The 11574-nt window shown below is 42.1% G+C and carries 12 protein-coding genes; 10 read left to right on the plus strand and 2 right to left on the minus strand.

Going from position 1 to position 11574, the window contains the following annotated elements; all coding sequences use genetic code 11:
* The 7 genes from hutU to ACEQ1T_RS04295 all read left to right on the plus strand — a co-directional run.
* The coding region (hutU, locus tag ACEQ1T_RS04265; protein ID WP_370221844.1) for a urocanate hydratase at positions 1 to 729 on the plus strand (729 nt) is incomplete at its 5' end.
* Between the two features lie 222 nt (positions 730 to 951).
* On the plus strand, positions 952 to 2238 hold the full coding sequence (gene hutI / locus ACEQ1T_RS04270; RefSeq protein WP_370221845.1) for an imidazolonepropionase: 1287 nt from the start codon (positions 952 to 954) through the stop codon (positions 2236 to 2238).
* Positions 2223 to 3203, plus strand: a complete 981-nt coding sequence (locus tag ACEQ1T_RS04275) for an agmatinase family protein (protein ID WP_370221846.1) — start codon at positions 2223 to 2225, stop codon at positions 3201 to 3203. The genes hutI and ACEQ1T_RS04275 overlap by 16 nt, the downstream gene beginning before the upstream one ends.
* Before the next feature lie 46 nt (positions 3204 to 3249).
* Positions 3250 to 4593 (plus strand): YjiH family protein, encoded by a 1344-nt coding sequence (locus ACEQ1T_RS04280; RefSeq protein WP_206839776.1) that lies wholly within the window; start codon positions 3250 to 3252, stop codon positions 4591 to 4593.
* 102 nt (positions 4594 to 4695) lie between these two features.
* The gene (locus tag ACEQ1T_RS04285) at positions 4696 to 5886 is read left to right on the plus strand and encodes a DHH family phosphoesterase (protein WP_370221847.1); all 1191 of its coding nucleotides are present in this window, start codon (positions 4696 to 4698) and stop codon (positions 5884 to 5886) included.
* A gap of 102 nt (positions 5887 to 5988) precedes the next feature.
* Positions 5989 to 6945 carry a hypothetical protein gene (locus tag ACEQ1T_RS04290; protein ID WP_370221848.1) on the plus strand — a complete coding sequence of 319 codons (957 nt, stop codon included), beginning with the start codon at positions 5989 to 5991 and terminating at the stop codon, positions 6943 to 6945.
* A 215-nt stretch (positions 6946 to 7160) separates the two neighbouring features.
* Positions 7161 to 8330 carry a D-alanyl-D-alanine carboxypeptidase family protein gene (locus ACEQ1T_RS04295; protein ID WP_370221849.1) on the plus strand — a complete coding sequence of 390 codons (1170 nt, stop codon included), beginning with the start codon at positions 7161 to 7163 and terminating at the stop codon, positions 8328 to 8330.
* 70 nt (positions 8331 to 8400) lie between these two features.
* Here the strand turns inward: ACEQ1T_RS04295 and ACEQ1T_RS04300 are convergent, their stop codons facing one another.
* Positions 8401 to 8646 carry a YkuS family protein gene (locus tag ACEQ1T_RS04300; protein WP_048011629.1) on the minus strand — a complete coding sequence of 82 codons (246 nt, stop codon included), beginning with the start codon at positions 8644 to 8646 and terminating at the stop codon, positions 8401 to 8403.
* A gap of 103 nt (positions 8647 to 8749) precedes the next feature.
* On the opposite strand from ACEQ1T_RS04300, the gene ACEQ1T_RS04305 reads away from it, so the two are divergent.
* Entirely contained in the window at positions 8750 to 8887 is a 138-nt protein-coding gene (locus tag ACEQ1T_RS04305; RefSeq protein WP_019379858.1) for a YuzL family protein, read from the plus strand.
* A 41-nt stretch (positions 8888 to 8928) separates the two neighbouring features.
* On the opposite strand, the gene ACEQ1T_RS04310 is transcribed toward ACEQ1T_RS04305, so the two are convergent.
* Positions 8929 to 10548, minus strand: coding sequence for an ABC-F family ATP-binding cassette domain-containing protein (locus ACEQ1T_RS04310; protein ID WP_370221850.1), 1620 nt, complete (start codon positions 10546 to 10548; stop codon positions 8929 to 8931).
* Positions 10549 to 10727: 179 nt separating this feature from the next.
* Between ACEQ1T_RS04310 and ACEQ1T_RS04315 the strand changes: the two genes are divergently transcribed.
* Positions 10728 to 11174 carry a MaoC family dehydratase N-terminal domain-containing protein gene (locus tag ACEQ1T_RS04315; RefSeq protein ID WP_370221851.1) on the plus strand — a complete coding sequence of 149 codons (447 nt, stop codon included), beginning with the start codon at positions 10728 to 10730 and terminating at the stop codon, positions 11172 to 11174.
* Positions 11174 to 11557: a MaoC/PaaZ C-terminal domain-containing protein gene (locus tag ACEQ1T_RS04320; RefSeq protein ID WP_370221853.1), complete on the plus strand. Its 384-nt coding sequence runs from the start codon at positions 11174 to 11176 to the stop codon at positions 11555 to 11557. The genes ACEQ1T_RS04315 and ACEQ1T_RS04320 overlap by 1 nt, the downstream gene beginning before the upstream one ends.
* Positions 11558 to 11574: the final 17 nt, after the last annotated feature.

The following is an 11574-nucleotide window of genomic DNA, read 5'->3' on the forward strand; positions in this document are numbered from 1 at the left end:
AAGAAGGGTGCAGTCACATTTGATTACGGAAACAATATCCGTCAGGTGGCAAAAGACGAAGGTGTTGAGAATGCTTTTGATTTCCCTGGATTCGTGCCTGCATACATCCGTCCGTTATTCTGTGAAGGGAAGGGGCCATTCCGCTGGGTAGCATTATCAGGAGATCCTGAAGATATTTATAAAACAGATGAAGTGATTCTGCGTGAATTTGCAGATAATGAACACCTTTGCAAATGGATCAAGATGGCACAGGAGAAAATCCAATTCCAGGGCCTGCCTTCAAGAATTTGCTGGCTTGGATATGGGGAGCGCGCCAAATTCGGAAAAATCATTAATGATATGGTGGCAAAAGGTGAATTGAAAGCACCGGTCGTTATAGGCCGCGATCATCTCGATTCTGGTTCCGTTGCATCTCCAAACCGCGAGACAGAAGCTATGAAGGACGGCAGTGATGCAGTGGCAGACTGGCCAATCCTTAATGCACTGATCAATGCGGTGGGCGGAGCAAGCTGGGTTTCCGTCCACCATGGAGGCGGTGTCGGAATGGGATACTCCCTCCATGCTGGCATGGTCATCGTTGCAGATGGCACGAAAGAAGCGGAACAGCGCCTTGAACGTGTCCTCACATCTGATCCTGGAATGGGGATCGTACGCCATGTAGATGCAGGCTATGACCTTGCTATCAAAACAGCAAAAGAAAAAGGCGTAAACATTCCAATGATGAAATAAAAGTTTTCTCTAGTATTTTATGAACTTTGCAAATAAAAACGAAAAATCAGCAAAGAAAACTTCGAATCCGCAAATAAACCATCCTAATTTGCAAAGAAGCCAGTCAATTCAGCAAAGAAAACTCTTAAACTTGCAAATAACCACTAATATCTTCAATGAGGAAGCCCTCCAATCCGTGATTTTAGCGGATTGGAACTTCCATTTTTTAAGGAGGAGCACAAAATGCACTCAAAACCTATTTTTATCAAACATGCAAATCAAATGATCACCTTAAAGGGCAGCTCCAAACAGCCGCTGACAAAAGAAAAAATGAGCAAGCTTCACATTATTGAAGACGGGGCGGTATGGATTGAAGAAGGAAGGATCAAATCGGCTTGTACAACAGCGGAACTCGAAGCTGAATATCAAAGCCGGCTTCAGGAAGCTGAAATCATTGATGCCACAGGAAAAGTCCTCCTTCCAGGACTGGTTGATCCGCATACACACCTCGTATATGCTGGCAGCAGGGAAGAGGAATTCAATATGCGCCTGAACGGGGCGACGTATATGGAAATTATGAACAATGGCGGCGGAATTCACGCCACCACTTCGATGACCAGAAAAGCAACTGAAGAGGAATTAGTAGAAGCGAGCCTTGTCCGTCTTGATCGCTTCCTTAAACACGGAGTAACCACAATAGAGGCAAAAAGCGGATATGGCCTTGATTGGGAAACAGAGCGCAAGCAGCTGATTGCAGCCAGGAAAGCGGATGAACTGCATCCGGTGGATGTTGTCCGCACCTTTATGGGTGCACACGCAGTACCTGCTGAATACAAAGAGAATCCAGATGCCTTTATTGATTTGGTCATTGAAGAAATGCTGCCGAAAGTTGCGGAAGATAAGCTTGCAGAATTCAACGATATTTTCTGCGAAAGAGGCGTGTTCACCCCGGAACAGTCAAGAAAGCTGCTGGAAGCAGGGAAGAAGCTTGGCCTGTCTCCGAAAATCCATGCCGATGAAATTGAACCTTATGAGGGGGCGGAGCTTGCCGCAGAAGTTGGTGCCATTTCTGCAGATCATCTGCTTAGAGCATCTGATAAAGGCATGGAAATGATGGCTGAAAAGGGAGTAATCGGTGTGCTTCTTCCAGGGACAGCATTCTTCCTGATGGCTGAAGCCGCCAGGGGCCGCCGGATGATCGATAAAGGTGTGCCGGTTGCATTATCAACCGATTGCAACCCTGGCTCTTCGCCAACCTGCTCCATGCCATTTATGATGAATCTCGCTTGCATGCACATGGGTTTAACTCCGGCAGAAGCCATTACTGCCGCTACAATTAATGCAGCACATGCCATCAATAGGGCAAAAGAAGTGGGAAGTATTGAAGCCGGGAAAAAGGCTGATCTGCTTATGCTTAATGTCCCGAACTACATGCAAATGCAATATCATTACGGAATGAACCATACAGACACAGTGATTAAAAATGGGAAAGTGGTCGTTAAAGGAGGAAGCTTATGCTGCCAACAATAAATCCTCCCGGGTTCTTCTGGCCGCAAGCCGAATTAGGAACTGACGTAAAGGTGAGTGAATGGATTCGCCAAATCCAGAGGGAAGAGGAGTTGAAAAAAGAAAAATGGGATGTCGTGCTCTTCGGTGTCCCTCTTTCCCGCTCATCCATAAGCGCATCTGGAGCCTCTGAATTCCCTGAATCATTCAGGAGATCCTGGAAAGGCTTTTCCACGTACAATCTGGATTTTGAAAGTGATCTTCAAATGATGAAGGTTGCAGATCTTGGCGATGTAAAAATGCATTTCACGGATATTCCGCAATGCCATTCCAATATCAAACAGACAATGAAAGATATAAGGAAACAATTTCCTGATTCATTTCCAATTGCGATTGGAGGAGACCACTCCATTACAGCCATGCTTGTCAGCGGCCTGAAAGAACTGGAGCCGGAAAAAGAAATCGGCATACTCCAGCTGGATACTCACCTTGATCTCAGAAGCCTTGAAGACCATGGGCCGACTAATGGGACACCCATCCGCAACCTGATTCAGAACAGCATGATTAAAGGGGAAAATGTCTATAATATTGGCCTTCATGGCTTTTTTAACAGCCAGTCCCTTATCAGGTATGCAAAAGAGCACAAGCTCAATTATATTACGCTGAAGGAAGCCAGAAGACGGGGAATTGAAGAAACGGTTAAAGAAGCACTTTTGCAGCTGGAGTCAAAAGTGGATAAAATTTATGTCACGATTGACATGGACGTGCTTGATATCGGCTTTGCTCCCGGGGTTCCTGCTTCCACACCAGGCGGCATGAGCACCGAAGAATTATTCAGTGCGGTATATACTGCAGGACTTTCTTCCAAAACCGCAGCCATGGATATAGTTTGCCTCGATCCAACAAGAGATCACCAGGCACAGCCAACGGTTAAAGCAGGTACGTACACTTTTCTGACCTTTTTGACAGCATTAATGAACAGAAGGTAAGGGGCTGACTTTGCTCCTTACCGCTAAATTACTAGGGGGAATGAGAATGGAAAAAGAAACTGCAGTGAATCAATCTCACCAGCCTGAACTCAAGAATCCAAATACAGCTTTGAAAAATAAGGTTAAATTTTTTCTTTTCAGCGCAATTGGCCTATTTATGTTTTTTGTTCCCGTCACCGTTAATGAGAAATCCTCCATCATGCTTGACCATATTGTCACAGCCATTCAGACTTCCATACCTGCAGCTGTCCCTTATTATGCCTTACTCGTCATCCTGCTTGGCGCCATTTATCCGTTCTATACAAAATCCTGGAACAAGAATAAAGTAAATATTGTATTTTCTATTTTTAAAGTGGCCGGGTTATTTACCGCCCTCATGATTGTATTCGGTTTCGGGCCATCCTGGCTATTCGACCCGAGTATGGGACCGTTTTTGTTTGACAAACTTGTCGTTCCTGTCGGGCTGCTCGTTCCAATCGGCTCCGTTTTTCTGGCACTGCTGGTTGGTTATGGTCTCCTTGAATTTTTCGGTGTCTTAATGCAGCCGATCATGAAGCCGATCTGGAAGACACCGGGGAAATCTGCTATCGATGCGGTGGCATCTTTTGTAGGAAGCTATTCAATCGGGCTGCTCATTACAAACCGGGTATTCAAAGAAGGAAAATATAGTATTAAGGAAGCCGCCATTATAGCTACCGGATTCTCAACCGTCTCCGCAACGTTCATGATTGTTGTTGCCAAAACACTTGGATTGATGGAAATCTGGAACACCTATTTTTGGACGACGTTCGCTGTCACTTTCATCGTAACGGCTATTACAGTAAGAATCTGGCCTCTTAGATCAATGAGCGAAGAATATTACAATGGACAGCAGCCTCCAATGGAAACCTTTTCAGGGAGTCGTCTCCAGGCAGCCTGGAAGGAAGCAATGGATACAGCCAATCAGTCCCCGGCATTATGGAACAACATCAGAGATAATTTAAAAGATGGGTTTGTTATGACGATGTCCATTTTGCCATCCATTATGTCAGTAGGCTTATTAGGCCTGGTTCTTGCAGAATTCACCCCTGTTTTTGACTGGCTTGGATATATCTTTTATCCGTTTACGGCTCTAGTGCAGCTGCCTGAGCCATTACTGGCAGCAAAAGCAAGTGCAGTGGGGATTGCTGAAATGTTTTTGCCGGCATTGCTTGCAGCAGAGGCAGCACTGGCTACTAAATTTGTAATCGGAGTTGTTTCAGTATCAGCCATCATTTTCTTTTCTGCTCTTGTCCCGTGTATTTTATCAACAGAGATCCCTATAACCATTCCGCAGCTGCTTGTCATCTGGGCAGAAAGAACAATTTTAACAATACTGATTGCTGCGCCTCTAGCCTATATATTGCTATAACCGGCATATCCCCGTTCCTTGCAGCGGGGATTTTCCGCATAGAATTTTCCTGCACAACCAAACTAACAGAGGAATGAGTCTAAGAATAGCAGGTGATTGATATTGTACAGACTGTATACCCATAATGACCTTGATGGTGTCGGATGCGGCATCGTTGCCAAGATTGCTTTTGGAAAAGACGTCGAGGTACGCTATAACTCTGTAATGGGACTTGATTATCAGATTGAAAAATTATTTGAAAACGAAAAGAACTTGAAGGATGACTTTTTAATAATCACGGATTTATCAGTTAATGATGAAAATTTGATCAGGCTTGATGATCTGGAAAAAGGCGGAGGCAAGGTCAGATTGATTGACCATCACAAAACAGCCCTGCACTTTAATGATTACAGCTGGGGCAGAGTGAAGGTTCAATATGATGATGGCAGACTCACCGCTGCAACCTCTTTGCTGTATGAGTATCTCCTCGAACATGAACTGATTAAATCATCCCAGGCTCTGGATGAATTCGTTGAACTTGTCCGCCAGTATGATACCTGGGAATGGGATCAAAATGAGAATATTAAAGCAAAGAATCTGAACGATCTATTCTTTATGGTTTCCATTGAAGAATTCGAAGAAAAAATGACAGACAGAATCATAAACTCAGACCATTTCAAGTTTGATGATTTTGAACAAAAATTGCTGGAAATGGAAGAAGAAAAGATTGAGCGTTATGTTAGACGGAAGAAGCGGGAAATTGTCCAAACTTTCATTGGTGAATATTGTGCCGGCATCGTCCATGCTGAATCCTATCATTCTGAACTGGGAAACGAACTTGGCAAAGACTTTCCCCATTTGGATTATATCGCAATCTTAAACCTGGGGGGCAAAAAAATCAGTTTCAGGACAATACATGACCACGTTGATGTATCTGCTGTCGCCGGAAAGTTCGGAGGGGGAGGACATGCAAAAGCATCAGGATGTTCGATGGGAAAAGATGCTTATAAATTATTCGTTCAGGATATTTTTCCTCTGGATCCCATGAGACAGGACGCATTCAGGAACAAATACAATAATAAAAGTTCTATGCAGGGATCCCTTTACGAAAATAAGAAAGGAGACAAATTTTTTATTTTTGCTGCTGGCGAGGACAATTGGATTCTGGAAATGAACGGAAAGCCAGTCCATGAATCCTATCAGAACTTTCAGCAGGCAGAAAATTTCATTAAAAGAAAATACCAGGCATGGCTTGTTCATGATGATATTTATGTAGAATTTTTAAAGCGTTTTTATATAAAGACAAAAAATTAGCAATGCCGCCTTATTGGGCGGTTTATTTTTTTAAAAACCACCCCTGTTAAATATTGTAAATTTCATATATAATTAAGATATATATAGATTAGGGGAGGTTCTATGGAAATATTTCTGTTAATTTTTGGTGTGATTTTCGCTGCCATAATCATTAAAGGTCTAGTTGCTGGTTCGAAAAGAGACCCCTTTATTAAAAACGAGCCATTTCCTGAACATCTGGGAATGTGGTGCGAAGACTATCTTCCAATGATACAAAAATTAGAAAAATCTTTGCCTGAAGGGTACAGGGAGAATATAAAAAATCGTGTCCTGAGGGAGCATCTGAAATGGAAAGACTACGCATATGATTGGACATTTTTTGAGCTGAAAAGATATTTTGTGATGAATGCCATACTGAAAACAGTGCCTATGTTCAGCAGTAAAGCAGATGAAATATGGCATGAAATGCTCATGTTCACCCGTGATTATGATCAGTTTTCAAAAAACTTCTTCGGTGAATACCTGCACCATTCACCAAATATGGACAGCACCCCCATTCCAGGAGAAAGGGCTTTTTTTGACTGGGTGTATTTAAGTCTTTTTGAAGCAGGCCATAATAGCAGAAGAATTTGGGGAAACTTTTTGCAAAATCCGATTAAAAAGGAAATACTTGAGGATTTCAGAAGCATGAATGAGGCTGAACTGTTAAATAAGTATTTCAGGGCAGGAAATGATTGGGTGGAACTGAAAAAGAAAATGATAGAAAAACTGAAGCATGAAATTTCTGAATCAGAATCATTGAAGCTTGGGAAAAAGCCGCTGGAATTTACGAAGCCCGCATCTGGCAGCCAGTATTCCTATCTGCTCTTTCCGGCCGTTTATTTTTCGGTTTATGAACCAGATGGGTTCGAGGACCATATGAACGAACTTCTTCCCCCGGAACTCGCAAAAGACAGTGCTGCCGGAATGGTTTACTGCACCGGCTTCTCTTGCAGCAGCCATGGTGATCATGATTCTGGAGGAGGACATGATTCTGGCGGCTCCAGCTGTTCGAGCTGTGGAGGGGGATGTTCAAGCTAAAAAGCAGTCCAATTGGATTGCTTTTTTGTTTTCAAAATTTTAGGTTCCTGCTGTTTTGGAAAAGATAAGAGCAGGTAATTTCCTTTCATTATCAATCTTCTCAAATTACGGCACTAAATTTTCAATTATGTAACAATTTATAAATATGATATAAGTATGCATGAATTGTCTGGTAGAATCAGTATTGATTATCGGTTTGAATTGGATGTGTATTTATGAAGAAATTGCTTGCTTTCATCCTGCTATTATTCAGCTTTCCGACTGCATATACAGCAGCTGAGGAAACAAAAGACCCTGAAATTATCAGTGAAGCCGCTATCGTAACAGATGCTGAATCAGGTGCTGTTCTGTATGCGAAAAATGCGGATAATAAGATGTACCCTGCCAGCTTGACGAAAATAGCCACAGCCATATATGCCATAGAAAATGGAGATTTAAAGGACATAGTAACTATCAGCAAGAAAGCTGCAGAGGTTGAAGGAACACGAGTTTATTTGGAGGAAGGAGAAAAAGTGCCTTTAATAAAACTCGTTCAGGGCATGCTGATTAATTCAGGAAATGATGCTGCCTGGAGCATTGCTGAGCATCTTGACGGCAATATGAAAGCATTCTCAGAGAATCTTAATCACTATCTTGAAGAGAGTGCAGGGTTAAAAAATACTCACTTTGTTAATCCTCACGGCTTGTATGATGAAAACCACTATACAACGGCAGGGGACCTTGCAAAATTAACTAATTACGCCCTGAAAAATAAGACCTTTCGAGAAATCTATGGAACAAAGGAAATGAAGTGGTCAGGAAAATCATGGGACACCACCATCTTTACTCATCACAGGATGCTTAAAGGTGAGGTTCCATTTGAAGGAGTGACAGGGGGAAAAACCGGTTTCGTAGATGAAGCTAAGCAGACCCTCGCCACTTCTGCCGAAAACGATTCAATAAAGTTAACGGCCATTGTCTTAAAAGCTGAATTCAAGCGGGATATTTATAATGATACAAAAAACCTATTGAACTATGGGTTCAGCAACTTTAAAACTGCGACACTGAGCAGCACTGATGTTTTTCCTTCTGATGGAAAAACCTATACAACTGGCGGTGAAAATGTAGCCATAACTTTGCCAAAAGGAAACTACGAAGAAAACATTACAGCAAAAGGAAAACTGCAGATAAAGAATGAAAACGGAACGATCATTCAATCCGTAAAGCTCGTTGAAGACAAACAGGATGAAGTGGTTTCAAGCCAGCTGAAAACAGATAAGGAGCCTGAAAAAGAGACAACCGGGTACTATGGAAGAGTCGGGTTAACGATATTTTTATTCGGGATCTTTATTCTATTATTAAGGAAAAATCTTAAAGCAAAAGCCAAAAGAAGAAGACGGGTTTAATGCCCGTCTTTTTATTGCATGTTCTTCAGAAAAAGACTAAAGAATTTCTCTTTAGTCTTTGGACATTCTTTTATTGCATTCTTTGCTCCACCTGACGGCATACTTCATCCGCCGATAGGCCGCTTGCTTCAATGACAGAAGCCTTTGTAGAAACATCCTGCATACCCATCACATTTGAATCAACACCGCTCACTACACAGCAGGAGCAGTTCTCAGCATCATGCGCCGACTTCATATCAACCACTTCATATCCTTTTTGGCGAAGCGCTTCCGAAACATTTGTTAAGGATTGTTCAACCGCTACTCTTTTCGTCAATGTTAACACCTCCTCCGTTTGTTAGATTGGCTTTTGTGCTCCAATTTTATTCCATGGATAAAAAAAGCCTAATCACGAAACAGTAAGAAAGGAGGTGTTTAATATGAGCAAACGCAAAAAAGACCCTTCAAAGGCTGGACTAAGTTCTCCAAATATCGAAGGGCAAGGTACAACTAATATGGAAACGGGAAGCAGAACGGCTTCTTCCGCACGGCATAAAAAGAAAAAACAAGACTTTTAACCAAACGAAAAGCAGGAGGTTATTCCTCCTGCTTTTACTTTTTACTGATACATTTCAGCAACTTGTTTTTGAATGGATGTATCTTCTAAATACTCATCATAAGTCATCTGCTTATCCACAATGCCAGCCGGTGTAATTTCAATAATGCGGTTGGCAATGGTTTGAATAAACTGATGGTCATGTGATGCAAAAATCAAAGACCCTTTGAAATTAATTAGACCATTATTCAATGCCGTAATGGATTCCAAATCAAGGTGGTTAGTCGGCTCATCCAGCATTAGTACATTTGCACCGCTAAGCATCATTTTGGAAAGCATGCAGCGGACTTTTTCTCCACCTGAAAGAACGCTTGCTTTCTTTAGAACTTCCTCACCAGAGAACAGCATTCTTCCAAGGAAACCTCTCAGGAAGCTTTCACTGTCGTCAGCAGGTGAGAATTGGCGCAGCCAGTCTACAAGATTCAAATCAGAGTTTTCGAAGAACGCCGAGTTATCATTCGGGAAATAAGATTGAGATGTAGTAACACCCCACTTATACGTTCCTTCATCCGGCTCCATTTCACCAGTCAGTATCTTAAATAGGGTAGTTTTCGCCAATTCGTTTGTCCCAACTAACGCAATTTTATCATCTTTGTTCATGATGAAGCTGACATTGTTCAGAACCTTAACACCATCTATTGTTTTGCTGAGGCCGTCTACCCGAAGCAAATCATTTCCGATTTCACGGTCAGGGGAAAATCCGACATACGGATATTTTCTTGAGGACGGTCTAATGTCATCCAAAGAAATCTTATCAAGAAGCTTTTTACGCGAAGTTGCCTGCTTTGATTTTGATGCATTTGCACTAAATCGCGCAATAAAGCTTTGCAGTTCCTTGATTTTTTCTTCCTTTTTCTTATTGGCATCCTGTGCCATCCTTTGTGCAAGCTGGCTCGACTCATACCAGAAGTCATAGTTACCAACGTAAATTTGAATTTTCCCAAAGTCAAGGTCGGCAATATGAGTACATACTTTGTTTAAGAAGTGACGGTCATGGGATACAACAATAACCGTATTTTCAAAATTGATAAGAAATTCCTCAAGCCATTGAATTGCTTTAATATCCAAGTGGTTGGTCGGCTCATCCAGCAAAAGAACATCCGGCTTGCCGAAAAGGGCCTGCGCAAGAAGAACTTTCACTTTTTCCGAACCGGAAAGGTCTGCCATTTTTTTGTCATGAAGTTCTTCTTCGATGCCGAGCCCTTTCAGCAAAATAGCTGCTTCAGATTCTGCTTCCCATCCGTTCAGTTCTGCAAATTCACCTTCAAGTTCCGCAGCCTTCATGCCATCTTCATCAGTGAAATCGGCCTTCATATAAATCGCATCTTTTTCCTGCATCACTTCATAAAGGCGTGCATGTCCCATGATGACTACTTTTAATGCTTCAAACTCTTCGTATTCAAAATGATTCTGCTTCAGGACAGCAAGGCGCTCGCCGGGACCTAAATGAACACTTCCCGACTGTGCCTCGATTTCACCTGATAAAATTTTAAGAAAAGTTGATTTACCTGCACCATTTGCTCCAATTAAACCATAGCAATTGCCAGGTGTGAATTTAATATTAACATCTTCGAATAGTTTGCGGTCGCCGTATCGAAGACCTACATTGCTGACAGTTATCATATTATTTTTATTCCTCCAAATACATAATCCCTAAAAGTATACCACTTTCAGCGCGTAATCGCGAATTCTTCTTAATGTAATCTGCCGGCTTCATAAAAGTTCAGAAAATTAAAAGGAAGCATCAGGTAAAAGGCGAATAATAAAGATTATAAACATAGTGAGAGGAAGTGCATTTTGTAATGGATTCTCTTTTAAAAGAAGATGTAAAATTAAAACCTTTCCGCTTCACAATTGAGAGGGGAAAAATCAGGGAATTTGCTATGGCCATTGGAGACAGGAATCCTATTTATTATGATGCGGACATCGCGAGAAAAGAAGGGTACCGGGACATCCCCATTCCGCCTACATTTCCGACGGCCATAGAGATGTGGGGAGGCTTGGATTTTGAAACCCTAATCGAGCTATTCGGCCTTGACCCGCTCAAAGTTCTTCACGGAGGACAGGAATATCGCTATATGGGGGAATTATGCGCCGGCGATACAATAACTGCAGCTCCTCAGTTAATCTCAGCATTTGAAAAGAGGAATCTCCGTTTTATCACAATAGGAATTCATTACAAAAACAGTGAAGGAATCAAGGTTTTATATTCGGAATCTACCATTATCGAAAGAAGGGGAACAATATAATGAGCGAATTAACAGCGATTCATAAACCCGAGATCACACATACACAGCTGGTCAAATATGCAGGAGCATCCGGGGATTTTAATCCAATTCATACTGTAGTACCCATTGGGGAAAAAGCGGGATTGGACGGTGTGATTGCCCATGGGATGCTCATTATGGGAATGGCAGGCGAAGCACTGGCTGATTGGTTTCCGAGAAGAAACCTGAGAAAGTTCAAAGTGCGCTTCAGCAAAATGACTCGTCCTGGCGAGAAACTGACAATAGAAGGAAAAGTGACAGGGGAGAGAATGGAAGAAGATGAGAAGAGACTGACAGGAGAAGTTTCAGTTAAAAATGAAGCTGGTGAAGTAAAGCTCTCCGGACAGTTCGAAGTAAAAATATAATATAAAGGAAGGATTTC

The organism is Cytobacillus sp. (assembly GCF_964223445.1).
Taxonomy (GTDB): Bacteria; Bacillota; Bacilli; order Bacillales; family Cytobacillaceae; genus Cytobacillus.

Excerpts from the sequence above, each read along its gene's own strand:
- hutI (WP_370221845.1), top strand. The coding sequence starts at position 952 with ATGCACTCAAAACCTATTTTTATCAAACATGCAAATCAAATGATCACC.
- ACEQ1T_RS04305 (WP_019379858.1), top strand. The coding sequence starts at position 8,750 with ATGAGCAAACGCAAAAAAGACCCTTCAAAGGCTGGACTAAGTTCTCCA.
- ACEQ1T_RS04290 (WP_370221848.1), top strand. The coding sequence starts at position 5,989 with ATGGAAATATTTCTGTTAATTTTTGGTGTGATTTTCGCTGCCATAATC.
- ACEQ1T_RS04320 (WP_370221853.1), top strand. The coding sequence starts at position 11,174 with ATGAGCGAATTAACAGCGATTCATAAACCCGAGATCACACATACACAG.
- ACEQ1T_RS04275 (WP_370221846.1), top strand. The coding sequence starts at position 2,223 with ATGCTGCCAACAATAAATCCTCCCGGGTTCTTCTGGCCGCAAGCCGAA.
- ACEQ1T_RS04310 (WP_370221850.1), bottom strand. The coding sequence starts at position 10,548 with ATGATAACTGTCAGCAATGTAGGTCTTCGATACGGCGACCGCAAACTA.
- ACEQ1T_RS04280 (WP_206839776.1), top strand. The coding sequence starts at position 3,250 with ATGGAAAAAGAAACTGCAGTGAATCAATCTCACCAGCCTGAACTCAAG.
- ACEQ1T_RS04315 (WP_370221851.1), top strand. The coding sequence starts at position 10,728 with ATGGATTCTCTTTTAAAAGAAGATGTAAAATTAAAACCTTTCCGCTTC.
- ACEQ1T_RS04295 (WP_370221849.1), top strand. The coding sequence starts at position 7,161 with ATGAAGAAATTGCTTGCTTTCATCCTGCTATTATTCAGCTTTCCGACT.